The 25,391-nt window shown below is 70.5% G+C and carries 24 protein-coding genes; 16 read left to right on the top strand and 8 right to left on the bottom strand.

Annotated elements, in window-relative coordinates:
* Positions 1-11: 11 nt before the first annotated feature.
* The 6 genes from frdD to ctaD all read right to left on the bottom strand — a co-directional run bounded on the left by frdD (position 12) and on the right by ctaD (position 5,208).
* Positions 12-359 carry a fumarate reductase subunit FrdD gene (frdD, locus tag ACIBI5_RS04730; protein ID WP_397243170.1) on the bottom strand — a complete coding sequence of 116 codons (348 nt, stop codon included), beginning with the start codon at positions 357-359 and terminating at the stop codon, positions 12-14.
* Entirely contained in the window at positions 356-733 is a 378-nt protein-coding gene (locus ACIBI5_RS04725; protein ID WP_397243168.1) for a hypothetical protein, read from the bottom strand. The genes frdD and ACIBI5_RS04725 overlap by 4 nt, the downstream gene beginning before the upstream one ends.
* On the bottom strand, positions 730-1,491 hold the full coding sequence (gene sdhB / locus ACIBI5_RS04720) for a succinate dehydrogenase iron-sulfur subunit (protein ID WP_397243166.1): 762 nt from the start codon (positions 1,489-1,491) through the stop codon (positions 730-732). Before sdhB ends, ACIBI5_RS04725 begins: the two co-directional genes overlap by 4 nt.
* A complete protein-coding gene (gene frdA / locus ACIBI5_RS04715; RefSeq protein ID WP_397243164.1) occupies positions 1,484-3,217 on the bottom strand; it encodes a fumarate reductase (quinol) flavoprotein subunit in 1,734 nt (577 codons plus the stop codon). The genes sdhB and frdA overlap by 8 nt, the downstream gene beginning before the upstream one ends.
* 5 nt (positions 3,218-3,222) lie before the next feature.
* Positions 3,223-3,456 carry a hypothetical protein gene (locus ACIBI5_RS04710; protein ID WP_184962500.1) on the bottom strand — a complete coding sequence of 78 codons (234 nt, stop codon included), beginning with the start codon at positions 3,454-3,456 and terminating at the stop codon, positions 3,223-3,225.
* Positions 3,457-3,522: 66 nt separating this feature from the next.
* Positions 3,523-5,208 (bottom strand): cytochrome c oxidase subunit I, encoded by a 1,686-nt coding sequence (gene ctaD / locus ACIBI5_RS04705; RefSeq protein ID WP_397243162.1) that lies wholly within the window; start codon positions 5,206-5,208, stop codon positions 3,523-3,525.
* Positions 5,209-5,310: 102 nt separating this feature from the next.
* Between ctaD and ACIBI5_RS04700 the strand changes: the two genes are divergently transcribed.
* Both ACIBI5_RS04700 and ACIBI5_RS04695 read left to right on the top strand, forming a co-directional pair.
* Positions 5,311-5,904, top strand: a complete 594-nt coding sequence (locus tag ACIBI5_RS04700) for a hypothetical protein (RefSeq protein ID WP_397243160.1) — start codon at positions 5,311-5,313, stop codon at positions 5,902-5,904.
* Positions 5,905-5,960: 56 nt separating this feature from the next.
* Positions 5,961-7,157, top strand: a complete 1,197-nt coding sequence (locus ACIBI5_RS04695; protein WP_397243158.1) for an aminotransferase class I/II-fold pyridoxal phosphate-dependent enzyme — start codon at positions 5,961-5,963, stop codon at positions 7,155-7,157.
* A gap of 561 nt (positions 7,158-7,718) precedes the next feature.
* Here the strand turns inward: ACIBI5_RS04695 and ACIBI5_RS04690 are convergent.
* Positions 7,719-8,243 carry a hypothetical protein gene (locus tag ACIBI5_RS04690; RefSeq protein WP_379613326.1) on the bottom strand — a complete coding sequence of 175 codons (525 nt, stop codon included), beginning with the start codon at positions 8,241-8,243 and terminating at the stop codon, positions 7,719-7,721.
* A 91-nt stretch (positions 8,244-8,334) separates the two neighbouring features.
* Between ACIBI5_RS04690 and ACIBI5_RS04685 the strand changes: the two genes are divergently transcribed.
* From ACIBI5_RS04685 to ACIBI5_RS04655, 7 genes are all read left to right on the top strand, one after another.
* Positions 8,335-9,696, top strand: coding sequence for an FAD-binding oxidoreductase (locus ACIBI5_RS04685; protein WP_397243156.1), 1,362 nt, complete (start codon positions 8,335-8,337; stop codon positions 9,694-9,696).
* A gap of 209 nt (positions 9,697-9,905) precedes the next feature.
* A complete protein-coding gene (locus ACIBI5_RS04680; protein ID WP_397243154.1) occupies positions 9,906-12,164 on the top strand; it encodes a protein kinase in 2,259 nt (752 codons plus the stop codon).
* Between the two features lie 128 nt (positions 12,165-12,292).
* A complete protein-coding gene (locus ACIBI5_RS04675; RefSeq protein WP_397243152.1) occupies positions 12,293-13,000 on the top strand; it encodes a TetR/AcrR family transcriptional regulator in 708 nt (235 codons plus the stop codon).
* Entirely contained in the window at positions 12,997-14,586 is a 1,590-nt protein-coding gene (locus ACIBI5_RS04670) for an acyl-CoA carboxylase subunit beta (protein WP_397243150.1), read from the top strand. The genes ACIBI5_RS04675 and ACIBI5_RS04670 overlap by 4 nt, the downstream gene beginning before the upstream one ends.
* A 2-nt stretch (positions 14,587-14,588) precedes the next feature.
* The gene (locus ACIBI5_RS04665) at positions 14,589-16,442 is read left to right on the top strand and encodes an acetyl/propionyl/methylcrotonyl-CoA carboxylase subunit alpha (protein ID WP_397243791.1); all 1,854 of its coding nucleotides are present in this window, start codon (positions 14,589-14,591) and stop codon (positions 16,440-16,442) included.
* Positions 16,439-17,215 carry an enoyl-CoA hydratase-related protein gene (locus ACIBI5_RS04660; protein ID WP_397243148.1) on the top strand — a complete coding sequence of 259 codons (777 nt, stop codon included), beginning with the start codon at positions 16,439-16,441 and terminating at the stop codon, positions 17,213-17,215. Before ACIBI5_RS04665 ends, ACIBI5_RS04660 begins: the two co-directional genes overlap by 4 nt.
* On the top strand, positions 17,212-18,936 hold the full coding sequence (locus ACIBI5_RS04655; protein WP_397243146.1) for an acyclic terpene utilization AtuA family protein: 1,725 nt from the start codon (positions 17,212-17,214) through the stop codon (positions 18,934-18,936). The genes ACIBI5_RS04660 and ACIBI5_RS04655 overlap by 4 nt, the downstream gene beginning before the upstream one ends.
* A gap of 49 nt (positions 18,937-18,985) precedes the next feature.
* Here ACIBI5_RS04655 and ACIBI5_RS04650 read toward each other — a convergent pair whose 3' ends face one another.
* The gene (locus tag ACIBI5_RS04650) at positions 18,986-19,201 is read right to left on the bottom strand and encodes a hypothetical protein (protein ID WP_397243144.1); all 216 of its coding nucleotides are present in this window, start codon (positions 19,199-19,201) and stop codon (positions 18,986-18,988) included.
* Positions 19,202-19,250: 49 nt separating this feature from the next.
* Here ACIBI5_RS04650 and ACIBI5_RS04645 point away from each other — a divergent pair, with 49 nt between their 5' ends.
* The 7 genes from ACIBI5_RS04645 (at position 19,251) to ACIBI5_RS04615 (ending at position 24,983) form a co-directional block, all read left to right on the top strand.
* Entirely contained in the window at positions 19,251-20,069 is an 819-nt protein-coding gene (locus ACIBI5_RS04645; protein ID WP_397243142.1) for a GNAT family N-acetyltransferase, read from the top strand.
* A 67-nt stretch (positions 20,070-20,136) separates the two neighbouring features.
* Positions 20,137-21,141 carry a phosphotransferase family protein gene (locus ACIBI5_RS04640; RefSeq protein WP_397243140.1) on the top strand — a complete coding sequence of 335 codons (1,005 nt, stop codon included), beginning with the start codon at positions 20,137-20,139 and terminating at the stop codon, positions 21,139-21,141.
* The gene (locus ACIBI5_RS04635; protein WP_397243138.1) at positions 21,126-22,388 is read left to right on the top strand and encodes an acyl-CoA dehydrogenase family protein; all 1,263 of its coding nucleotides are present in this window, start codon (positions 21,126-21,128) and stop codon (positions 22,386-22,388) included. Before ACIBI5_RS04640 ends, ACIBI5_RS04635 begins: the two co-directional genes overlap by 16 nt.
* A gap of 26 nt (positions 22,389-22,414) precedes the next feature.
* Positions 22,415-23,326, top strand: coding sequence for a transglycosylase SLT domain-containing protein (locus tag ACIBI5_RS04630; protein ID WP_397243136.1), 912 nt, complete (start codon positions 22,415-22,417; stop codon positions 23,324-23,326).
* A 94-nt stretch (positions 23,327-23,420) separates the two neighbouring features.
* The gene (locus ACIBI5_RS04625; RefSeq protein WP_184962524.1) at positions 23,421-23,624 is read left to right on the top strand and encodes a hypothetical protein; all 204 of its coding nucleotides are present in this window, start codon (positions 23,421-23,423) and stop codon (positions 23,622-23,624) included.
* 169 nt (positions 23,625-23,793) lie between these two features.
* Complete coding sequence (locus tag ACIBI5_RS04620) at positions 23,794-24,645, top strand: helix-turn-helix domain-containing protein (RefSeq protein ID WP_397243134.1); 852 nt, start codon at positions 23,794-23,796, stop codon at positions 24,643-24,645.
* A gap of 74 nt (positions 24,646-24,719) precedes the next feature.
* Positions 24,720-24,983, top strand: coding sequence for a hypothetical protein (locus tag ACIBI5_RS04615; protein WP_184962528.1), 264 nt, complete (start codon positions 24,720-24,722; stop codon positions 24,981-24,983).
* The last annotated feature ends 408 nt before the right edge of the window (positions 24,984-25,391 follow it).

The following is a 25,391-nucleotide window of genomic DNA, read 5'->3' as shown; positions in this document are numbered from 1 at the left end:
AGTGGGGAATTTCAGAACAGCAGAAGTACGGCTAGAGTGCCGCCCGCAATAGCGCCGCCATAACAGAGCAGCGCGATGAACAGGTCGAATCTGGCCACGCCCAGAAGTTCCTCACTGGTGTGCCGGATCCGGTGCGCCGCGTGGAACAGGCACAGGACGACGACGGCCACCAGGGCCAGCCGTACCGGAACCGGGTCAAGAAGCGCGGTCAGATGCGGCGTGGACGGCCAGGCGAGCACACCGAGCGGCATGAGCACCCCGAACAGCAGCACCAGCACGGGCAGCAGGAGCGCGGCCACCACTCCCCCGCCGCTGAACAGCAGCCACAGATACGGCTCGGCCGTGCGCCGCCGGCTCATGGCGTCCTCAGCACGAAGTAGGCGATGACCGCCGAGATCAGCAGCCAGGCGGAGTGGTTGCCGCCCTGGATCATCCAGGCGGGCAGGCGGTAGCCGTCCAGCCGGACGACGGTGGCCTTGGGGGCCAGGTTCAGGAACGTCACCGCGTGGAAGGTCGTGGCGGCCAGCGCGACCACGTTGAGCGCGATCACCCACGGCTGCCCGGCGAAGGCGGCCGGGTCGCCGCCGTTCAGCACGGCGTCGATGACGACCATCAGGAAGACGATCGCCCACGCCACGAACACGCTGGTCAGCTCGCGCGCCACGAACAACGCGTAGGTGCGGTTGCGCAGGAACCACGCGTGGTCGCGCGGCGGCCGGTACGCCGTCGTCATCGCCTGCTCCAAGGGAGGATGGACCGCATCGCGGCCGTGACCTTGTAGCGCTGGATCGCCTCGGCCGGATCGACGTGCTTGGGGCAGACCCGGGTGCATTCACCGACGAACGTGCACCCCCACACCGCCTCGTTCAGGTTGAGCAGGTCGAAGCGGTCGCCCATGTCGCGCGAGTCGAGCTCGTAGCGCTGGGCCAGCGCGATCGCGGCCGGGCCGAGGAAGTCGGGGTCGAGCACGTAGACCGGGCAGGCCGAGTAGCAGAGCATGCAGTTGATGCACATCGAGTACTGCTTGTACGCCTCCAGCTGCGCCGGGGTCTGCGCGTGCTCGGTCGTCAGCGGCAGCTCCTCGCCCTCCCTGATCAGCCACGGCTTCACGTGCCGCAGCTTGTCGAGGAAGTCGTCGACCTCCACCACCAGGTCGCGGATGATCGGGAAACCCTTGAGCGGCTCGATCCTGATCGGTCCGTCGCCGAACTCGGTGAAGAACGTGCCGCAGGTCAGCCGGGGCTCGCCGTTGACGTTCATGCCGCACGAGCCGCAGATGCCCATCCGGCACGACCAGCGGAACGACAGCGTCCCGTCGAGCTGGTCCTTGATGTAGTTGAGCCCGTCGAGCACCGCCCAGTCGTCCATGAGCGGCACGTCGAAGCTCTCCAGCACGGGCGCGCTGTCGTGCCCCGGCCGGTATCGGGTGACTTCGAGAGTGATGGTGCGCGTGGTGGTCTGGCGGGCCTCGTGGTGTTTCGCCTCAGTCACGGCCATAAACCCTTTCGCCGGGAGGCCAGCGGGTGATCGTCACGGGCAGCAGCCCGACGGACGGCGCGCCGTCGGGCGCGCGGTAGACGAGCGAGTGCGCCAGGAACTCCGTGTCGTCGCGCGCCTCGTAGTCGGTGCGCTGGTGCGCGCCGCGCGACTCGCGCCGGTTGAGCGCGCAGGCGGCGATCGTCTGGGCCACGTCCAGCATCGTGTGCAGTTCCTGGAGGTTGATCAGCTCGGTGTTGAACGTGGCGCTGGTGTCGTCCATCCGCGCGCCGTCCGCCCGCTCGCGCAGCTCGGCCAGTGTGTCCACGGCCTTGGCCAGCTCGGCGCCGGTGCGGTAGATCCCGGCCGCGCCCTCCAGCGTGTGCTGCATCCGCTCCCGCAGGTCGGCGATGCGATCGCCGCCGTGGTTGCCCTCCCGCGCGCGCTCCAGCCGCCGCCGCTCGTCCTCCCCCTGCGCGCGTACGGCGGGCGGCTCCGCCTGCCGGTGCGCCCGGGCGAAGGCGGCGGCGGCCGTACCGGCTCTGCGGCCGAAGACGAGGATCTCGGGCAGCGAGTTGGAGCCGAGCCGGTTGGCGCCGTTGATGCTGACGCAGGCGGTCTCGCCCGCCGCGTACAGGCCGGCGATCGGGGTGGCGCCGTCCAGGTCGGTGTGGACGCCGCCCATCACGTAGTGCACGACCGGGCGGACCGGGATGAGGTCGGTGGCCGGGTCGAGGTTCTGGTAGCTGCGGCACAGCTCGCGCACGAACGGGATCCTGGCGTCGATCTTGCCCTCGCCCAGGTGGCGCAGGTCCAGGTAGACGACGGGGCCGTAGGGCGTCTCGACGGTACGGCCGCGCCCCTGCTCGTGCACGAACGCCTGCGAGAGGCGGTCGCGTGGGCCCAGCTCCATGCTGCGCAGCTTGGGCTTGTCCGTCGGCTTGCCCAGGTCGTAGTCCTGCAGGTAGCGGTAGCCGTCCTTGTTGATCAGCCAGCCGCCCTCGGCGCGGGCCGCCTCGGTGATGAGGATGCCGGTGAACGGCAGGCCCGTCGGGTGGTACTGGATGAACTCCATGTCCTTCAGCGGCGCCCCGGCCCGGTAGGCCAGGGCCATGCCGTCGCCGGTCTTGATGGCGGCGTTCGTGGTGAAGGGGAAGACCCGGCCGCAGCCGCCGGTGGCCAGGATGACGGTGCGGGCGGCGATGGTCTCGATGCGCCCGGTCCTGATCTCGACGGCCACGACGCCGTGGACGCGGCCGTCGTCGACGATCAGCCGGGTGACGTACCACTCGTCGTAGCGCCGGATCTCCCCGTACTTCATGGTGGTCTGGAACAGGGTGTGGAGCAGGTGGAAGCCGGTCTTGTCGGCGGCGTACCAGGTGCGCTCGCGCTTCATCCCGCCGAACGGCCGCACCGCCACCCGCCCGTCGGCCTCCCGGCTCCACGGGCAGCCCCAGTGCTCCAGCTGGATCAGCTCCTGGGGCGCCTCGGCCACGAAGGCCTCGACGGCGTCCTGGTCGCAGAGCCAGTCGCCGCCGGAGACGGTGTCGTAACAGTGCTCGTCCAGGGAGTCCCCCGCCGCGATCACCCCGGCGGCGCCGCCCTCGGCCGAGACCGTGTGGCTGCGCATCGGGTAGACCTTCGACACGACCGCCACGCTCAGCTCCGGGTCGGTCTCGGCGACCGCGATGGCCGCGCGGAGCCCGGCGCCGCCCCCTCCGACGATGAGCACATCGATCATGGGCGTCACTTCCCGTGGTCGGGTTCGATGGGGTCCTTCACCCGCTTGCCGTCGTGCCGGATGGCGGACAGATGGATGCTGCCGTCGTGGTATTCGTGGCGGATCCTGCGGCAGCCGCACTCGAAGAACTGATCCCTGATGACCAGGCCGTAGCCGTCGTCGTCGACGAGGCGCTCACCGCCGGACCGCTTCCCGCAGGGGGCCTGTTCTGGAGTGAAGGGGATTTTGGTGCCCGTCATCGCCGATCTCCCTAGAAAGGCGAAATGTCATCTCCACACAAGCACCACGAGGACCTCCTGAATAGGTCAGATGTCTCTCTCGGTTTGCGCCTGCTCGGCCGCCGGGGCCTGGACCGGCGCAGGCTCGCGGGGATAGTGCAGGTCGAAGGCGGGGCGCTCGGAGCGGATCGGCGGGATGCTGACGAAGTTGTGGCGCGGCGGCGGGCAGGACGTCGCCCACTCCAGCGAGTTGCAGTAGCCCCACGGGTCGTCCAGGGTGACCTTCGCCCCGTGCCTGGCGGTCTTCCAGACGTTATAGAGGAACGGCAGCGTCGAGGCGCCGAGCAGGAACGCGCCCACCGAGGAGATCTCGTTGAGCGTGGTGAAGCCGTCGGCCGCGCCGAAGTCGGCGTAGCGGCGCGGCATCCCGAGCGTCCCCAGCCAGTGCTGGATCAGGAACGTCGTGTGGAAGCCGACGAAGAGCGTCCAGAAGTGCACCTTGCCGAGCCGGTCGTCGAGCATCCTGCCGGTCATCTTCGGCCACCAGAAGTAGAAGCCGGAGAACATCGCGAACACCACCGTGCCGAAGACCACGTAGTGGAAGTGGGCCACGACGAAGTAGGTGTCGGAGATGTGGAAGTCGAGTGGCGGCGCGGCCAGGATGACACCGGTCAGCCCGCCCAGCAGGAACGTCACCAGGAACCCGACGGCGAACAACATCGGCGTCTCGAAGCTGAGGTGGCCCCGCCACATCGTGCCGATCCAGTTGAAGAACTTCACGCCGGTCGGCACCGCGATGAGAAAGGTCATGAAGGCGAAGAACGGCAGCAGCACCTGCCCGGTCGGGAACATGTGGTGCGCCCACACGGTCATCGACAGCCCGGCGATCGCGATCGTCGCCCCGACCAGCCCCATGTAGCCGAAGATCGGCTTGCGGCTGAAGACCGGGATGACCTCGGTGATGATGCCGAAGAACGGCAGCGCGATGATGTAGACCTCGGGATGGCCGAAGAACCAGAACAGGTGCTGCCAGAGCATCGCCCCGCCGTTCTCCGGCGCGAACACCTGGGTGCCGAGCTTGCGGTCCGACTCCAGCACCAGCAGCGCCGCCGCGAGCACCGGGAAGGCCATCAGCACGAGCATGCTGGTCAGCAGCGTGTTCCAGGTGAACAGCGGCATCCGGAACATGGTCATGCCCGGCGCCCGCATGCCGATGATCGTGGTGATGAAGTTGACCGAGCCGAGGATCGTCCCGAGCCCCGACAGCGCGAGACCCATGATCCACAGGTCGCCGCCGAGCCCCGGCGAGTACGTGGCGGTCGACAGCGGCGTGTAGGCGAACCAGCCGAAGTCGGCCGCGCCACCCGGCGAGACGAACCCGGCCAGCACCATGATCCCGCCGAACAGGAACAGCCAGTACGCCACCGCGTTCAGCCTCGGGAACGCCACGTCCGGAGCCCCGATCTGCAACGGCATCACCACGTTGGCGAACCCGGCGAACAGCGGCGTCGCGAACAGCAGCAGCATGACCGTGCCGTGGATGGTGAACAGCTGGTTGTACTGCTGCTGGCTGACCAGCTGCATCCCCGGCTGGGCCAGCTCGGCCCGCATCACCATGGCCATCAGCCCGGCCACGAGGAAGAACACGAACGAGGTGATCAGGTACAGGTACCCGATGACCTTGTGGTCGGTGGTCGACATCCAGGAGACGATCACGGTGCCCGTACGGCGGCGCCGTACCCGCTCGATGGAGGTCTCGCGGACGGTCGTCACGGCAGCTCCCTCCGACGCGGTGCCCCCGATGACCCCATTCCACGCCAACCGCAGCATTGGCGCAATTACCCTTGCGAAGATCGGCTGACGGAAGGGTCAAAGATGAAGCGGGTCGCGCTGGTGTGCGCCGGGGTCGTGGTGGCGGGGATGTTCACGGGGCAGACGGCGCAGGCGAAGCCGTCCATCCCGAAGAACTTCCTCCTCTACGAGAAGCAGGCGCGCGAGGACGCGGGCGGCGCGCACTGGATCCTCGTCGAGGGCGCCAAGCACGAGGACGTCTGGAACGCGCAGTGCCGCCCGGCGACCCTCAAGGGCTGGTCGGCGCGGCGGGACCTCACCTACGACACCGAGATCGGCGGCGGAGAGAAGACCAACGCGATCCGCGGCGAGCAGGTGTTCGTCTTCACCGGGGCGAGCGGGGCGCGGGCGATGATGGCCGGGATGCGCAAGCTGATGAAGGGCTGCGCGCAGATCAGGGCGAGCGCGCCGCGGATCGGCGAGGAGGCCGTGGGCGGGGTGCTGAAGGTCAAGGGCAAGATCCCGCAGACGCAGCAGTTCGTCGCGGTACGGCGGGGCGCGGCCGTGGCCCTCTACTGGGACCTGGCCAACGCCGCCAAGCCGCTGCGCACGATGGCGCGGCACGAGCGGGACGCCAGGCGGATGGCGGCCAAGTTGTGCGCGATCGGCGGCTGCTGACCCGCGGCGGCCCGGCTTCTTCTATCCTTCGTAACGAATCGATCGGAGGAGATCACGTGAACGCTCAGCGCGACTACGACACCCTGGTCAGCCGGGGCCTCAAGCTTGACCTCACCAGGGGGAAGCCGTCGCCGCGCCAGCTCGATCTCGCCGACGCGATGCTGACGCTGCCCACGTCCCACGTCGCGAGGGACGGCATGGACGGGCGCAACTACGGCAACCTGCAGGGGCTGGCCGAGCTGCGGGAGTTGTTCGGGCCCGTGCTGCAGGTCCCGGCGGAGCAGCTGGTGGTGGGCGGCAACTCCAGCCTCACGCTGATGCACGACACGGTGGTGCACGCGCTGCTGAGCCCGGTGCCGGGCGCGCCGGTGCGGTGGGTGGAGGCCGGCGAGATCACCTTCCTCTGCCCTGTTCCCGGGTATGACCGGCATTTCACGATCTGTGAGCGGTTCGGGATCAAGATGGTCGCGGTGCCCATGAACGCCGACGGGCCGGACATGGACGTCGTCGAGCGGCTCGTGGCCGAGGACGCGAGCGTCAAGGGCATGTGGTGCGTGCCGAAGTACAGCAACCCCTCGGGGATCGTGTACGGCGACGAGACGGTGCGGAGGTTGGCGTCGATGCGTACCGCCGCCCCCGATTTCCGGATTTTTTGGGACAACGCCTATGCGGTGCACCATCTGACCGAGGACCACGCCGAGATCGCCGACCTGCTGGCCCTGAGCGCCGCGCACGGCAACGCCGACCGGGTGTTCGTCTACGGCTCCACGTCGAAGGTGACGATGGCGGGGAGCGGGGTGTCGTTCTTCGGCTCGTCACCGGCGAACGTCACGTGGTTCCTGGCCAACACGGCCAAGCAGTCCATCGGGCCGGACAAGATCAACCAGCTGCGGCATGTGGAGTTTCTGCGCGATGGCGCCGGGGTGGCGGCGCACATGCGCAAGCACGCCGAGCTGATCGGGCCGAAGTTCGCGATCGTGGACCAGATCCTGTCGAAGGAACTGGCCGAACTCGCCTCGTGGACCAGCGCGAAGGGCGGGTACTTCATCACCCTTGAGGTGCCGCACGCCGGGCGGGTGGTGGAGCTGGCCAAGAACGCGGGCATCGCCCTGACGCCCGCGGGCGCCACCCACCCGTACGGCCACGACCCGTCCGACCGGTTCATCCGGATCGCCCCGACCTTCCCCAGCCTGGACGAACTCGAACAAGCCATGCTCGGCCTCGTCACCTGCATCCGCCTGTCCGCGCAGTGATCGCCGCGCAGTGATCGCCGCGCAGTGACGGCCGGCTGAGGCCGCTTTACCTTCTGCTGTGCCCTTGTCCGTTACGGCGCAGCCCAGTGGGCGCCTCCCGCCGTCGCGGGCTCGCATCCGTGCGGGGTCGGCCGACAGTCTGACGTGGTGCCCGCCGCTACGGCGGTTCGCCGGCAGGGTTCCGTGCCCTGGGTGAGCCGCCGTACCGGCGCGCCGGACACCACCGCCGGACTTCCCGCCGTCTCGGCGCGGAAGAGCGAAAAGCAGGGGTTTGCCCGCGAGGACCTGACGCTCCGCAGCCGCCCCATCCCGGCCCTCACCCTGCCCCGCCTCCAGCCTCCCGGCCCTCACCCTCCCCGGCTCCAGCCTCCCGGCCCTCACCCTGCCCATGGTTCAGTCTCTCGGCCCTCAGCCCGCCCACGGCTTCTAGCCTCTCGGCCCACGGCCCCGGCTTTTGGTCCCTCGGCCCGTGGCCCGCCCCTGGATCGCCCCTTGGACCGCGGCGTACCAACGCCGCCTGGGCGGGTGGGTGGGTGGGGCTTGGGGCGGGTGGTGGGGTGGTCAGCGGCGGAAGCCGAAGATGTATTCGCGGGTTTCGCTGGGGTGGAAGGACACTCCCACTCCGGGTTCGAAGGCGGCGTTGTCGCGGGTGCAGTAGTACAGGCCGTGCCAGACCTCTATCGCGCGTTCCCTCGCCGGGGTTTCGGCGTCGTCGCGTTTGCGGGCACCGTACGAGCCGACGACGAAGAACGTGCCGAAGATCCAGAAAAGGCCGGTCAGGCAGAACGGCGCCAGCAGTACCTCGCCCCAGGACGCGTTTCCGCCCATCGCGATGACCAGCGCGACCACCAGGTGTACCAGCGCGGCGCCCAGCAGCATGAGGTAGCCCTGGTTGCGGGCCCATGGCGTGTAGTGGCGGCTGGGGAAGGAGAGCCAGACCGCGAGCTGGGTCCGGCTCATCGCGCGCTTGGAGACGCCCAGGGCGGGTGCGGTGGGCAGGTCATGGACCTGTTTGTCGCCGGGCAGACGTACCCGGCCGATTTTGTACGTCGTGCCGGCGGCGACGACCCCCGGCACCGAGGCCACCTGATCAGCCTGGGAACACACCGGGCACGTCACATCCACCTGGTGCAGTCTGGCCGGAAGCCGTGGCCAGCGCAAACCGTAAGGTTCTCCTGTGAGCGTGATTGATACCTTGATCGACCGCCTTCCGGACGGACGCGTACTTACCGACCCTGATGTGATCGACTCCTACGCCCGGGACAAGACGTTCTGTGAGCCGGGCAAGGCTCTCGGCGTGGTTCTCGCCGGGTCGCGTGAGGACGTGGTGACCACGCTTCGGTGGGCCAGTGAGCACCGGGTTCCCGTGGTGCCGCGCGGCGCGGGGACGGGGCTGGCCGGGGCGGCGACGGCGGGCGACGGTTCGATCGTGCTCTCCCTGGCCAGGATGACGGCCATCCGCGAGCTGTCGCCGGCCGACGAGATCGCCGTGGTCGAGCCGGGCGTGATCACCGCCGACCTGGACCGGGCGGCGCGTGCGCACGGCCTCATGTACGCGCCCGACCCCTCCTCCCACGAGATCTCCACGATCGGCGGCAACCTGGCCACGAACGCCGGCGGGCTGCGCTGCGTCAAGTACGGCGTGACCCGCGACTCCGCGCTCGGCCTGGAGGTCGTGCTGGCCGACGGCCGGGTGCTGAACACCGGCCGCCGCACGATGAAGGGCGTCACCGGCTACGACCTGACCGGCCTGTTCGTCGGCTCCGAGGGGACGCTCGGGGTGATCACCGCGGCGACCGTACGCCTGCGCAGGGCACCCGAGGCACCGCCGGCGACGTTCGCGGCCGAGTTCGGCTCGCTGCGCGAGGCGGGCGCGGCGGTGTCGGCCATCATGGCGGCCGGCTGCCAGCCGTCCCTGCTGGAACTGCTCGACCGCGCCACGCTGGAGGCCATCGACGACATGCGCAGCATCGGCCTGGAGGCGGCGACGATGGCGATGCTGATCGGCCAGTCCGACGCCACCGACTCGGCGGCGGCCGTCGCGCGCATGCAGGAGGTCTGCGAGGCGCACGGCGCGGCCTTCGTGGCGGTCTCGTCGTCTCCGGCCGAGGCCGAGGAGCTGATCGGCGTGCGCCGCATGGCCTACCACGCCAAGGAACGCCTGGGCGCCTGCCTCGTGGAGGACGTGTGCGTGCCGCGCTCGGTCCTTCCCGACATGATCGGCGCGATCGAGGCGGCAGCCGTACGGCATGGCGTGAAGATCTGCACGGTCGCCCACGCGGGGGACGGCAACCTGCACCCGGTCTTCATCTTCGACCGGGGCGCCGCGGAACCCCCGCCCGAGGTGTGGGCGGCGGCCGACGAGGTGTTCACCCGCGCGCTCGCGCTCGGCGGCACGCTGACCGGTGAGCACGGAGTGGGGCTGCTGAAGAAGCGGTGGCTGGCGTTGGAGACGGGCGAGGTCGCGGAGGAGATTCATCACGGAATCAAGGCGGTTTTCGACCCGCTGGGCATCCTCAACCCCGGCAAGGCCATCTGACCCCTTTTCCGGTACGGCCACGCCTGGTCGGCCCCCGGATTTCGGGCTGTCCGGCTCGCCGGAATGATCGGGTAAACGGCGTCTTGACTGGCGGGCGGGTTGCGTGAGCGCCGGGTTAAAACGTGAAAGATCTCTCAGGTCGGCAGACGCACCAAGTAGCACACTGGTAGCGTTTTGCCCCATCTATTGATGACTTATGGGGGTCCGACGTGAATCAGTACCAGCCGTTGGCGGCGGACGACCCGCGACGGCTGGGTGCGTACGACATCGTCGCCCGGCTCGGCGAGGGTGGCCAAGGCATTGTTTACCTGGGCAAATCTGACTCAGGTGAGCAGGTCGCGGTCAAGCTGCTGCATCATGCTCTGGCCGCCGATCCGACCGCTCGTGACCGGTTCCTCCGGGAGGTCGCGGTCGCCCAGCGGGTGGCCCGGTTCTGTACCGCTCCGGTGCTTCATGCCGATCTGGAGGGCAGCCGGCCGTACATCGTGAGTGAGTTCGTGGCCGGGCCGTCGCTGCGTCAGCTCGTCGACCAGGAGGGGCCGCGCCGCGGCGCGGCGCTCGAACGGCTCGCCATCAGCACGGCCACCGCGCTCGCGGCCATCCACCGCGCCGGGATCCTGCACCGGGACTTCAAGCCGGCGAACGTCCTCATGGGGCCCGAGGGTCCCGTCGTGATCGACTTCGGTATCGCGCGGGCTCTGGACTCTCCCGGCGCCACGGCCACGGGGATGGCCATGGGGACGCCGTCGTACCTGGCTCCCGAGCAGTTGAGCGGCGCTCCGGTGTCCGAGGCGGCGGACGTGTTCGCGTGGGGCGTCACGATGGTGTTCGCCGCGTCCGGGCGGCCCGCGTTCGGGTCCGACTCGATCCCGGTGGTCATGAACCGGATCCTCCACCAGGAGCCCGAGATCGTCGGGCTGGACGGGACGATGGCCGAACTGGTGGCCGCCTGCCTGTCCAAGGACCCTGCCGTCCGGCCGACCGCGGACCAGATCATCGTCCGTCTCACCGGCCAGCCGGTCCCCCGCGCCGCCGTCGAACCCGTCACCGGCCCCACGGCCCAGGTCCGCCCCATCCCGGACAGCTCCCTGCCTGTCACCGGAGCCCAGGCCGTGCCCGGCCCGCAGCCGACGGCCGGTCCGCACGGCCCCTCCGGCCCACAACCCGTGGCCGGTATGCCCATGGGCGGCGCCGGTATGCCCGTTTCCGCCGCGAGCGCCCCTTCCGGCCCTCACCCCGCCCCCGGTGCTCAGGCGGCGTCCGGTGCGGCACCCGGGCCGAACACGCCAGGACCGCATCCCTCCGGACCCCACTCCCCCTCCGGGCCTCACGCTCCTTCCGGTCCTCAGGGTCCGGCCGGGCCGCAGGGTCCCGGGCAGGCGCATCCTCAAGGCGGGCAGCAGGGGCCGGGCCAGCCGGGGATGTTCGGGCCGCCCGGCGTGCCCCCGCAGGGTCACCCCACCGCACCCGGACAGCGCGGAGGGCCGGGACCCGGTGTGCCCACGCAGGGCGGGCCCATGGCGGCCGCGGTCGCCGGGCAGCAGGGAGGCAACGGCGGCAAGGCCGACCCCGCCTCCCGCGGCCGCCGGACGCTGACCTACGCGCTGTCCGGCGTGGCCGCGGTGGCGCTGCTCGTCGTGGGCGGTGTCGTCATCGCCGCGCAGAACGGCCAGACGCCGGTCACGCTGGTCAACGCCCTCGGTTCCGACGAGTCGCCGACCCCGGCGGGCGACGGTTCCGGTGATGCCGGGCAGCAGCAGCCGCCCGTGGTGACGGATCCGCCCGCCGTACCGTCGAACGACCCCACGAAGGGCGAGCCCACCGAGCTGCTCCCGAGCAAGGACCCGACGTTCGAGGAGCCGTCGCTGGAGACGCTGCCGGAGCCGGTGCAGTCCAGGAACCAGCAGCCCAACCCGACGAACCCGCCCAAGCACGAGACGCGCCCGTCGGAGAAGCCCTCCTCGAAGAAGCCCACCACCACGCCCAGCAAGTCCGAGAACCAGGTGGACCCCGGCGGCGAGACCACCGACCCGCCGTCCGGCCAGCCCAAGCCCACCACGAAGCCCACCGCGAAGCCGACGGCCAAGCCCAAGCCGACCCCCAAGCCGACCCCGAAGCCGACGATCAAGCCGACCCCCAAGCCGAACCTGTACACGGTCGGCCAGGTCTGCGGCGCCGGCTACAAGACGGTCAACTCCCACGCGCTGGGCGACAAGGCGACCATCTACCTGATGTACAACTCGGCCCAGGGCAAGAACTGCGTCGTCACGATGTCGCGCCTGATGTACACGACCAAGATGCCGATGAACGCGATCCTCCAGGTCAAGGGCGGCGCCTCCGGCTCGAACCCGGGCTCGTTCACCGCCTACGCCGGCCCGGTCCGCCTGGCCGCGCTCAAGAAGTGCGTCATCTGGGGCGGTTCCTGGGGCAACCTGTCCTGGAAGTCCGGCTGGAGCCACTGCGGTTAGACCCCCTCCCGGCGGCGCCGCACCCCTCGCCGGGGTGCGGCGCCGCCGTTATTTCCGCCCATGTGGCCGTGAGGTGATTGCCGGCAGGGTCTTCCGCCGGCCAGGACGGCGGCCGTAGGGTAGTTGACGTGATCGTCAAGTCTGAGGTGCTGACCGCCCGCGGCCGCAGGACCAGAGCCGCTCTGGTCGACGCCGGCAGGGAGGCGTTCGCGGCGCAGCCGCTCGACGCCGTCCGCATCGACGACGTGTGCGCCCGCGCGGGCGTCTCCCACGGCACCTTCTACACGTACTTCGACTCCAAGGAAGCCCTGTTCAGGGAGGTCGCCGGGGTGGTGGTGGGCGAGATGTTCACCGCCAGCGTCGTCGGCCCGGCGGCCTCCGGCGCGCCGTACGAGCGGATAGAGGCGGCCAACCGCCTCTACCTGCGCGCCTGGGCGGCCAACTCCCGCCTGGTCAGGATGCTCGAACAGGCCGCCACCACCGACGAGAGCTTCGCCGGCCTGCTGCTGGAACTGCGTGAGGTGTTCGTACGGCGGGGCGCCGAGGGCCTGCGGCGCCTCCAGGACCAGGGCCTGGCCGACCCCACGCTCGACCCCAGGCTGACCGCGATCATGCTGGGCGGCATGGTGGAGCACTTCGCCCACGTCTGGCTGGACCTGGGCGAGCACGCCGACGAGGCGGCCGCCGTGGACCTGCTCACCAAACTCTGGGCCCGTGCCATCGGCTTGACGCCGACGTCAACTTCACCTCCTCTCCGCCCCGACGCTTTCACCGGCCGTCATCCTGCCGAGCCACTTCCGCCTCCCGGCGCAGACCCCCTGGAGCCGTCCCGATGATCACGAGCAGGCTGGACACGGGCGGCGCGGACTACCGGGAGCGGCGCGCGGCGATGCTCGCCAAGCTGGCCGGCCTGGACGCCGAGCACGCCAAGGCCGTCGCGGGCGGGGGTGAGAAGTACGTCGACCGGCACCGCAAGCGTGGCAAACTCCTCGCCAGAGAACGCATCGAACTCCTCGTCGACCCCGACTCGCCGTTCCTGGAGTTGTCGCCGCTGGCCGCCTGGGGCAGCGACTTCCCGGTGGGCGCGAGCGTGGTGACCGGGATCGGGGTGATCGAGGGCGTCGAGTGCGTGATCACGGCCAGCGATCCGACGGTCCGGGGCGGGGCGTCGAACCCGTGGACGTTGAAGAAGACGTTGCGCGCCTCGGAGATCGCCCTGCGGAACCGCCTGCCGTACGTGAATCTGGTGGAGTCGGGCGGGGCGGACCTCCCGACGCAGAAGGAGATCTTCATCCCGGGCGGGCAGATCTTCAGGGAGCTGACGCGGCTGAGCGCGGCGGGCGTCCCGACGATCGCGCTCGTGTTCGGCAACTCCACGGCGGGCGGCGCCTACGTGCCCGGGATGAGCGACCACGTGGTGATGGTGAAGGAGCGCGCGAAGGTCTTCCTGGGCGGTCCGCCGCTGGTCAAGATGGCGACCGGCGAGGAGTCCGACGACGAGTCGCTGGGCGGGGCGGAGATGCACGCGCGCACGAGCGGCCTGGCCGACTATTTGGCGGTGGACGAGCATGACGCCCTCCGCATAGGCCGAAATATCGTGAAATCGCTGCGCTGGCGCAAACTCGGCGCCACCCCCGGAACCACCCATGACCCGAAATATCCGGCTGACGAGCTTCTCGGCATCGTCCCCGAGGACCTCAAGATCCCGTTCGACCCCCGCGAGGTCATCGCCAGGATCGTGGACGGCAGCGCCTTCGAGGAGTTCAAGCCCCTCTACGGCCCCTCCCTCGTCACCGGCTGGGCCACCCTGCACGGATACCCGATCGGCATCCTCGCCAACGCCCGCGGCGTGCTGTTCAGCGAGGAGTCGCAGAAGGCGACGCAGTTCATCCAGCTCGCCGACCAGTCGCGCACCCCGCTCCTCTTCCTCCAGAACACCACCGGCTACATGGTCGGCAAGGAGTACGAGCAGGGCGGCATCATCAAACACGGCGCCATGATGATCAACGCGGTCTCCAACTCCAGCGTGCCGCACCTGACCGTCACCATGGGCGCCTCCTACGGCGCCGGCAACTACGGCATGTGCGGCCGCGCCTACGACCCGCGCTTCCTGTTCACCTGGCCGAGCGCCAAGTCGGCGGTCATGGGACCGGCCCAGCTCGCCGGGGTGCTGTCCATCGTGGGGCGGGCCTCGGCGACGGCGCGCGGCCTGCCGTACGACGAGGAACAGGACGCGGCCATGCGCGCCCTGGTCGAGGCGCAGATCGAGGCGGAGTCGCTGCCGTTCTTCCTGTCGGGCCGCCTCTACGACGACGGCGTCATCGACCCCCGCGACACCAGGACCGTGCTGGGACTGTGCCTGTCGGCGATCAACAACGCGCCGGAGCCGGAACCGCAGAGATATGGGGTGTTCCGTCCATGACCGTGATCACGCGCCTGCTCGTCGCCAACCGCGGGGAGATCGCCCGGCGCGTCTTCCGCACCTGCCGCGAGCTGGGCATCGAGACCGTCGCGGTCTTCTCCGACGCCGACGCGGACGCGCCGCACGTGGCAGAAGCCGATCACGCGGTACGGCTCAGCGGCGTCACCCCCGGCGCCACCTATCTCGACATTTCCCGAATCATCGAGGCGGCCCGAGTGTCCGGCGCCGACGCCGTCCACCCCGGCTACGGCTTCCTGTCGGAGAACGCCGCCTTCGCCCAAGCGGTCCTGGACGCGGGCCTGACCTGGGTGGGCCCCTCCCCCGAGTCGATCGCCGCCATGGGCTCCAAGGTCGAGGCCAAACGCCTGATGGCCGAGGCGGGCGTGCCCGCCCTGACGTCACTCCCCCTCGGCCGGCCGGAGCGGCTGCCCTATCCGCTGCTGGTCAAGGCGTCGGCCGGGGGCGGCGGGCGGGGGATGCGGGTGGTGCGCTCGGCCGACGACCTTGAGCGGGAGGTGGCCTCGGCGCGGCGGGAGGCCGAGGCGGCCTTCGGTGACGGCACGGTGTTCGTGGAGCCGCTGCTGGAAGGCGCCCGGCACATCGAGGTGCAGATCCTGGCCGACACCCACGGCACCTTCTGGGCCCTGGGCGAGCGCGAGTGCAGCGTCCAGCGCCGCCACCAGAAGGTGCTGGAGGAATGCCCGTCCCCCGCGATCTCCGGCGAGATGCGGGACAGGCTCCAGCGGGCCGCCGTCAGCGCCGCCCGCGCCATCGGCTACACCGGTGCCGGCACCGTGGAGTTCCTGGTCAAGGACGACACCGTGGCGTTCCTGGAGATGAACACCCGCCTTCAGGTGGAGCACCCGGTCACCGAACTGGTCTACGGCGTCGACCTGGTCAGGCTCCAGCTTGAGGTCGCGGAGGGCGCCGCCCTGCCAGAAGCGCCCCCGGAACCGGCCGGCCACGCGATCGAGGTCCGCCTGTACGCGGAGGACGCCCACTACGTCCCGCAGTCCGGCACCCTGCACAGGTTCGAGATCGAGGGCCCGGTCCGGGTGGATTCGGGGGTCGAATCGGGCTCCGTGGTCTCCACCCACTACGACGCCATGCTGGCCAAGGTGATCGCCCACGGGGACACCCGAGCCGCGGCGATCAGGAAACTGACCGGCGCCCTTAAACACGCCAAACTCCATGGCCTCACCACAAACCGCGATCTCCTCCTCAATATCCTGAAAAATCCGGACTACGTGGCAGGCGCCACCCACACCGGCTTCCTCGACCAGCACGATCTCACCGCCACCCCGGAACCCACTGAGCTGGAAGCCCTGGCGGCCGCCCTCGCCCTGGCCGCCGCCAACCGGGCCGGGGCCAAGGTCCTGGCCACGCTGCCCGCCGGCTGGCGCAATGTCCGCTCGCAGGAGGAACGCGTGAGGTTCGCCGAGATCGAGGTGGTCTATCGCCCCTTGCCGGAGGGGGTCACGGTCGTGACGGCGACGCCGTACCGTGTGGTGCTGGAGCGGGACGGGATCAGGCACGCCCACGACGTCGCCCGCTACGACGACGCCGTCTACGTCGGCTCCGCCCGCCTGACGCCGCTGCCGCGGCTGCCCGAGCCGGTCGAGCACGTGGCCCCGGGATCACTGCTCGCGCCCATGCCCGGTAGCGTGCTGCGCGTGGAGGTCGAGCCCGGCGAGCGCGTGACCAAGGGTCAGGTGGTGCTGGTGCTGGAGGCCATGAAGATGGAGCATCAGATCGCCGCGCCCGCCGACGGCGTCGTCGCCGGGCTGCGCGTGGAAAAGGGGCAGCAGGTGGAGGCGGGCAGCGTGCTGGCGATCATCCAGGAGGGGGACGAGTGAGCAGTCTGGTCCACAAGGAGCTCGACGGCGGCATCGCCACGATCACGCTGGACTCACCGCCGAACCGCAACGCCCTGTCGGTGCGTCTGCTCGGCGACCTTGAGGCCAGGCTCAACTGGGCGCTGGCCGAGCCGGAGGTACGCCTGATCGTGCTGACCGGCACCGGCCCGGTCTTCTGCTCGGGCGCCGACCTGAAGGAGCAGCGCATCGAACCGGCCGCCGGGGCGGGGGACGCGCCGGTGACGGCGTCGTTCCCGGAGATCCTGGGGCTGATCTGGGAGAGTCCCAAACCGGTCATCTGCCGCCTCAACGGCACCGCGCGGGCGGGCGGACTCGGGCTGGTCGCCGCCTGCGACTTCGCGATCGCCCCGGACACCGCCTCGTTCGCCTTCACGGAGGTACGGCTCGGCGTCGTACCGGCGATGATCTCGGTGCCGGTGCTGCGCAGGCTGGACCCCCGGGCCGCCGCCGAGTACTTCCTGACCGGCGAGGTCTTCGACGCCGCCCGTGCCGCGGAGATCGGGCTGCTGACGCGGGCCGTACCCGGGGACAGGCTGGACGCCGAGGTGGCGCGCTACGCCGAGATGCTCCTCAGGGGCGGACCCGAGGCGCTCGCGATCACCAAGCGGATGGTGCGCGACATCCCGCAGGTGTCGTTCGAGGAGGGCCTGCGGCAGATGACCGCGTTGTCCGCGCAGCGCTTCACCTCGGAGGAGGGCCAGGAGGGCATCTCCGCCTTCGTGGACAAACGCCCGCCGAAGTGGGTGCCGTGACCCTGCGCGTGGCCAACTGCAGCGGCTTCTACGGCGACCGCCTGTCCGCGGCCCGCGAGATGGTCGAGGACGGCCCGATCGACGTGCTGACCGGCGACTGGCTGGCCGAGCTGACCATGCTCATCCTGGCCGGCAACCGCCTGAAGGGCCGCCCCGGTTACGCCCCCACCTTCCTCAGGCAGCTGGAGGAGGTGCTGGGCACCTGCCTGGACCGCGGCATCAAGATCGTCTCGAACGCCGGCGGGCTCGACCCGGAAGGCTGCGCCGCCGCCGTCACCGACCTGGCCGCCCGCCTGGGGCTGCGCGCCTCCGTCGCGGCCGTCAGCGGCGACGACCTGACCGGCCGCGACCTCGACCTCACGAACGCCGACACCGGCGAGAAGCTCGACGCCACCCCGCTCACCGCCAGCGCCTACCTCGGCGGACGCCCCATCGCCGCCGCCCTCACGGCCGGCGCCGACGTGGTGGTGACCGGCCGCGTCACCGACGCCGCCCTGGTCACGGGCCCCGGCATCTGGCGGTACGGCTGGCGCCCCACCGACTACGACGCGCTCGCCGGTTCAGTGGCCGCCGGGCACGTCATCGAGTGCGGCTGCCAGGCCACCGGCGGCAACTACGCGTTCTTCACCGAGATCCCCGGCCTGGCGCACTGCGGCTTCCCGATCGCCGAACTGGAGCCCGACGGCTCCGCGGTGATCACCAAGCACCCGGGCACCGGCGGCGCCGTCACGGTCGGCACCGTGACCGCCCAGCTCCTGTACGAGATCGGCGGCCCCCGCTACCTCGGCCCCGACGTCACCGCCCACTTCGACACCGTCACGCTGGAGCAGGAGGCGCCCGACCGGGTCCGCGTCAGCGGCGTACGCGGATCGCCGCCGCCGGACACGCTGAAGGTGGCCGTCAACTACCTGGGCGGCTACCGCAACACGATGACGCTGATGCTCACCGGCCTGGACCTGGAGGAGAAGGCGCGGGTGGCGCAGGAGGCGATCTGGGCCCGGGTGCCGCGCGAGGCGTTCGACGAGGTGGACGTGAGCGTCGACCCGCCGCTGCTGCGGATCACCGTCATGTCGGGCGACGCGAAGGTGGCCGGGCGCGCGTTCTCCTCCGCGGTGGTGGAGACGGGACTGGCCAGCTATCCGGGCTTCTACGGGCTCACCCCGCCGGGGAACGCCTCGCCCTATGGGGTGTACTGGCCCGTTCTCGTGCCCGCCGGCTCGGTGCGGGCGCGGGTGACGGTGGACGGTACGCCGGTGGAGGTACCCGCCGAGGCCGAGCACACGGGCAATCTCGACAGGGCAGCGGCCGAGGGCGGCTTCGACGGGGCGACGGCCTCGGGCGGTTTCGGCGGGGCGGCGGCCGAGGCGCCCGCCTACACCGGCGGGCCCACCGTGCGGGCGCCACTGGGCCGGGTGGCCGGGGCCCGGTCGGGCGACAAGGGCGGAAACGCGAACCTGGGCGTGTGGGTGCGATCGCCCGCCCAGTACGGCTGGCTGGCCGCCTACCTGACCGCCGACCGGCTCCGGGAGCTGCTCCCCCACCTGGCCGGATACCGCCTCGACCGGTACGAGCTGCCCAACCTGAACGCGGTCAACTTCGTCGTCCACGGGCTGCTGGGGCGAGGCGTGGCGGCCAGCCCGCGACTCGACCCGCAGGCCAAGGCGCTGGGCGAGGAACTCCGGGCCCAGACGGCCGACATCCCGGCGGACTACCTGACCTGACCACCCGCCCTGGCTCGCCTGCCTTCCCGCCCGGCCCTGGCTCGCCTGCCTACCTCGCCTGGCGCCAGCCCAGCAGGCCCGCGCCGAGCAGTCCCGCCTCGCCGCCCAGCCGTGAGACGGCCAGTTCCGGGGCGCCGCGGAAGGCGAGTCGCGCGCTCAGGCGCTCCCTCAGCGGGGTGAGCAGGTCCTCGCCCGCCAGCGACAGCCCGCCGCCGATGACGATCGCGCCGATGGGGTCCCGCCCACGTCCACCGCCACCACGCACTCCATGACCCGACATCATCGCCCATGCCCGGTCAGGGCATCATGTCCGGATGCACGTTCGGCGACTCACCCACGACGACCTGCCCGCCTGTTCCCGCCTGGCCGTCTCCCGCCATTGGGGTGCGGAGGAGCACAAGTGGCGCTTCCTGTTCGACGTCGGCGAGGTCTACGGCATCGACGCCCCCGGCGGCGGCCTGGCCTCCACCGCGCTCCTGGTCCCCTACGGGCCGGACGCCGCCGCGGTCAGCATGGTCCTGACCGCGGCGGAGCACGAGCGCCGGGGCCTGGCCGGCCGCGTCGTCGGCCACATCCTCGACACGGCGGGCGAGCGCACCGTCTGGCTCTATTCCACCGCCAACGGCCGACCCGTCTACGAGCGCCTCGGCTTCCGCGCGGTGGGCCGCGTCGAGTCCCACCGGGGCCCGTTCACGGGCGCGCCGTCCGGCGCGACCCGCCCCGCGACCGAGCGCGACCTGGACGACATCCTCGCGCTGGACGCGAAGGTCTTCGGCGCCGACCGCTCGGACCTGCTGCGCCGCATGCCCGCCTTCCACGAGCGGGTCAGGGTGCTGGAAGCGGGCGGCAGGATCGAGGGGTACGGCGGCGCGTGGCACAACGACACCCACATCGTCATCGGCCCCCTCGTCGCCCAGGACACCGAGCAGGCCACGGCGCTCATCGGCGACCTGGGCGCGGGCTGGGACCTGCCGGTCAGGCTCGACCTCGACATGAGCCGTCCCGGACTGGTCGCGTGGGCGGTGGAGCGCGGGCTCGGCTCGCCGTTCCCGAACACGGTGATGGTGCGGGGCGGCGCCCTGCCGGGCGACCACGCGCGCCGGTTCCTGCCGCTGATGGTCTCGCTGGGTTGACCTTCGGCGAAGGGCGGCCGTAGATTCACGACTAGAATTTGATTCTGATCCGGGTCCGAAGGGTGCCATGACCTCCACGCACATCGACGTCAGCACGATCGACTTCGACGCGCTCGGGGCCTGGATGGACGGGCATGGCCTGCCCGGCGGGCCCATCGGGGACGTCGCGCCGGTGCTCGGCGGCACGCAGAACGTGATGGTGCGCTTCTCGCGGGGCGGCCGGCCGTACATCCTGAGAAGGCCGCCGCTGCGGCCGCGGCGCAAGAGCAACGAGGTGCTGCGGCGTGAGGCGAGGGTGCTCGCGGCGCTGCGCGACACCGCGGTGCCCGCGCCGCGGCTGATCGCCGCGCAGACCGCGGACGAGCCCGTCTACTACCTGATGGAGCCGGTCGACGGCTTCAACCCCTCGACCGGGCTGCCGGAGCCGCACGCCTCGGACGCGGCGATCCGGCACCGGATGGGGCTGGAGGCCGCGGTCGCGCTGGCCGAGCTCGGGCGGGTGGATCCCGGGCGGCTGCCGGGGTTCGGCAGGCCCGAGGGGTTCCTGGAACGGCAGGTGCCGCGCTGGACGGCCGAACTGGAGTCCTACGGCAAGCTCGACGGCTACCCGGGCCCCGAGATCCCGCTGCTGAGCGAGACCGCCACCTGGCTGGAGCGCCACCGGCCGGAGTCGTTCACGCCGGGAGTGATGCACGGCGACTACCACTTCGCGAACCTGATGTTCGCCCACGACGGCCCGCGCGTGGCGGCCATCGTGGACTGGGAGATGTGCACGGTCGGCGACCCGCTGCTGGACCTCGGCTGGCTGCTGGCCACCTGGCCGTCGAACGCCGGGCACGTGCCGGGGCTGCCGTCCGAGGACGAGATCGTCGCCTGCTACGCCTCGCTGACCGACCGGGACATGTCGGCGATCGACTGGTACGCGGTCATGGCCTGCTTCAAGCTCGGCATCGTGCTCGAGGGCAGCCACGCCCGCGCCTGCGCGGGAAAGGCGCCCAAGGACATCGGGGACCTCCTCCACCAGACCACCCTGGACCTGTTTGCGAGGGCACAGACATGGATTTCGCGGTAGAGCCGGAGTTCCAGGCCAAGCTCGACTGGATGGACGCGTTCATCCGCGAGGAGGTGGAGCCGCTCGACCTGGTCTTCCCCGGCCAGGCGTACAGCACGCCGGACGAGCGGCTGCGCAAGATCGTGGACCCGCTCAAGGAGCAGGTCAGGGCGCAGGGCCTGTGGGCCTGCCACCTCGGCTCCGAACTCGGCGGCCAAGGGTTCGGCCAGCTCAGGCTGGCCCTGATGAACGAGCTGATCGGCCGGTCCACCTGGGCCCCGGTCATCTTCGGCTGCCAGGCGCCCGACACCGGCAACGCCGAGATCATCGCCATGTACGGCACCGCCGCCCAGAAGGAGCGCTACCTGCGTCCCCTGCTGGACGGCGAGGTGTTCTCCGCGTACTCGATGACCGAGCCGCAGGGCGGATCGGACCCGAGGCTGTTCACGATGAGCGCGGCCAGGGACGGCGAGGAGTGGGTCCTGGACGGCGAGAAGTACTTCACCTCCAACGCCCACAACGCCGCCTTCTTCATCGTGATGGCGGTGACCGACCCCGAGGCGCACCCGTACCGGCGGATGTCGATGTTCCTGGTGCCGTCGGACACACAGGGCGTGGAGATCGTGCGCAACATCGGCACGATGGGCGACCGCTCCGGCCATCACGCGCACCTGCGCTACACCGGCGTACGGGTGGGCGCCGACGCGCTGCTCGGCGAGGAGGGCGGGGCGTTCGCGGTGGCGCAGGCCCGGCTGGGCGGCGGCCGGGTGCACCACGCGATGCGCACGGTCGCGGCGGTCAAGCGGGCCTTCGACATGATGTGCGAGCGGGCGCTGTCGCGGGCCACCCACGACGGGGTGCTGGCCGGCAAGCAGCTCGTTCAGGCGGCGATCGCCGACTCCTACCTGCAGATCCAGCAGTTCCGGCTGCTCGTGCTGCACACGGCGTGGCTGATCGACCGGTCGTCGACGCGGGAGGCGCGCACGCAGATCGCGGCCTGCAAGGTGGCGGCGGCCCGGGTCTTCCACGACGTGGTCTACCGGGCGATGCACCTGCACGGCGCGCTCGGCGTCTCCAACGACACGCCGCTGGCGCGGCTGTGGCAGGCGGCGCCGCTGATGGGAATCATGGACGGGCCGACGGAGGTGCACCAGGCCTCGATCGCGCGCCGCGTGCTGAAGGACTACGCGCCGGCGCCGGGTTTGTGGCCCACGGAGTACTTGCCGGACAAGATTGCTGCCGCTCGGGCGAAATACGCCGATATCTAGCTGATCAGGCACTACGGTGGGACGTCATGAGACTCGTCCTCGCAGCGTCCCTGGCCGTCGTCCTGTCCGGATGCGGCGGTACGGCAAGCGGCAGCGCAGCCCGGGAACAGCTCAAGCCCGCGGCCGAGTCTCCGGCCACCACGCCCCAGGGCACCTCCCAGAACGCGCCCGGCGACGCCCCCGCCCCTGACGCGCCCATCCCGTCGGACCCCGCCAAGCTGGCCGCCGACCTGAAGGCCACCACCGCCGCCCTCTACTCCGGCATCGACGCCTGGACCAGGAGCAAGGCCGTCCAGCCGCCGCAGGAGGTCGTCCTGTACGCCCTCCACCACCAGCGCGTCTACCGCAAGCTGGCCAGAAACTCCACGCTGGCCCGCGCCGTCATCGCCAAGCTGCCCAGGCCGGTGGCCGCCGAGGCCCGCGACAACGCCAAGGCGGTCGGCAAACTGCTGTCGATGGCCCGCCCGATCACCGCGGCCCGCCGGGCGAAGATGCGCCTCGCGCAGGCGGAACCGGCCGGAACGCTGCGCGGCCACATGGTCAGGGCGGAGAAGCGCTTCGGCGTCGAGTGGGAGGTGCTGGCGGCGATCATGCTGGTGGAGACGAAGTTCGGCCGCGTGCGCTCGGCCAGTTCCACGGGCGCGCAGGGGCCGATGCAGTTCATGCCGGGCACCTGGAAGATGTACGGCATGGGCGGCGACGTCCACAAGTCCAGGGACTCGATCATGGCCGCCGCCAACTATCTGAAGGCCACCGGCGCCCCCCGGAACTACCGCCGCGCCGTCTTCGCCTACAACCACGACGTGCGTTACGTGGACGCGGTGCTGGCCCACGCCGCCCAGATCAAGCGCGACCCGCGCAGCTTCTACGCGTACTACAACTGGCAGGTCTTCGTGTTGTCGACAAAGGGCGACGTGCGCCTGACCGGCCCCCGGTGACCGACTCATACCAATTTGAACTAAAACGATCACATAAATCCCTGGAGCTCCTACAATTGCACGCAATTGCAGGATTGATCGGGGAAGGATCGTCATGCGTATGCGGTTTCTCGGCTCCACTTCGGAAGCCGGGGCCTGTCCCACCCTCTACGAGACCGACCGCGGCACCATCGTGGTGCAGGGCCTCCAGCTCACCGACCCCGAGGCGCTCGCCGATCTGCGCGACGTCCTCGACGGCGAGACGGCGGTCGAAGTACCACGTGAGCTGCTCGTAGACATCGCCCGCCGAGTCCTCTGACCCCTCACGGACGCTCGCCCGCCCCGGAGCGCCCCTCTTGCCCGCGTCACCCCTCGGCGCGGGCATTCCGCTTTCCGGCCGCCGGAAAGCCACGCGCCGCGACCGAATGATCACAATTGCGAAACCGGGCCTGGCATGATCCATGCCCACAGGTCTAGCCTCTAGCGGCGTGACGTCCTTTCAGCAGGCGCGCATCGACCTCGGCGCCCAGCTTCGCCATCTGCGCGAGGCCGTGCACCTGTCCGGCAAGGATCTGGCCGAGCGGCTTGGCTGGCAACCGTCCAAGGTCTCCCGGCTGGAGAACGCCCGCCAGACCGCGACGGAGGACGACGTGGTGGTGTGGGCGACCGCCGTACAGGCCGCTCCGGAGGTGACGGACCAGTTGATCGGCCAGGCGATCTCCCTGCTGGAGCGGCACGACGACTGGAAGCAACGCCACCGCAGCGGACTGGCCGCCATCCAGGAGGACATCCGCGACCTGGAGGCGCGCACCCGCCTGTTCCGCGTGTTCGAGCCGGGCATCGTGGTGGGCCTGCTGCAGACCACCGAGTACGCCCGGCACGTCTTCCGCAAGGTCAAACGCCTCTACAGCGCCCCCGACCAGATCGACGCGGCGGTACGCGTGCGGATGCAACGCCAGGAGATCCTCTACGACCCGACGCGCACCTTCCGCTTCGTGGTGCCCGAGGCGGTGCTCCACACCAGGCTCGCCCCGATCGACGTGATGCGCGGCCAGCTCGACCGCCTGCTGGCCGTCAGCACGCTGCCGAACGTCGAGTTCGGCGTCATCCCCTACTCCGCCGAGCTGCCGTCCTCGCCGATCAACGGCTTCTGGATCTACAACGAGGCCATGGTCGGGGTCGCCACGATGACGAAAGACCTGGTCCTCCGCGATCCCGACGACATCGCCTTCTACGTGAGCGCGTTCGACGAGTACTGCAAGGTCGCCCATTTCGACGAATCCGGCAGGGCTCTCATCATCCGGATTCTTCACGAATACGGGAAACAATCCTCACTTTAATCCCTGCAATTGCTTGCCCCGCGAGCGAAGATCGTGCAATTCTGTGGCGCGAGACGTTGCGGAGGTGACGCCTGATGCTGGACACCACGCTCTGCCTGGAGCGCTTCGCCTGGTACGCGGGTCGCCACGCCGACCTCTCGGTCCAAAGTGTGGCCCTGGCCTGCGATCCCGCCTATGTGTCGGTCCGCAACCGCTTCTCCACCACGCTGACCGAGACCGTCACGTGCTCCGACGAGGGCGCCTTCGTCACCTCCTGGGGCTACCGCCTGGGCAGCACCGACGACGTGGAAGCCGCCGCCGCCCGCCTCGCATTCCTCCTCGCCGCGCTGCCCGCGTAATCCCGGCGCAATCACCTCGCGCACAATCATCTCGTGCGCAATCTCCTCATGCGTAGTCTTCTCATGCGCAGTCTCCTCCCCGCAATTTTCCCCGCGCGGACTTTCTCCCCCACAGTCTTTCCCCCAACAAAGCGCCTCCCCCGCCATCGCCCCTCCGCGCGCCCAATGTCCGCCCGCGTCAGCCCCCACCCCACCCACCACACGCGGCCGGGCCCCGTCCAGGGTGACGGTCGTCGGGCGCGCGGGGCCGGCCGCCGTGGCGGCCGCCGAGTCGGCCCGCTGAGCGGGAAAACCCCGTGACAGCCCGACCTAACGGACGTAATGTTGGCGCGTCAAGCTCAGCACACTGAGTGGTCATGTCACCACCAAGAGTGCTGTCGAGCGGATTCAGCGAGGGTGAGGTGCCCA

Origin of the sequence: Nonomuraea sp. NPDC050540 (assembly GCF_044457485.1) — a bacterium.
GTDB lineage: Bacteria > Actinomycetota > Actinomycetes > Streptosporangiales > Streptosporangiaceae > Nonomuraea.
This window is presented reverse-complemented; position numbering and strand designations above follow the sequence as displayed.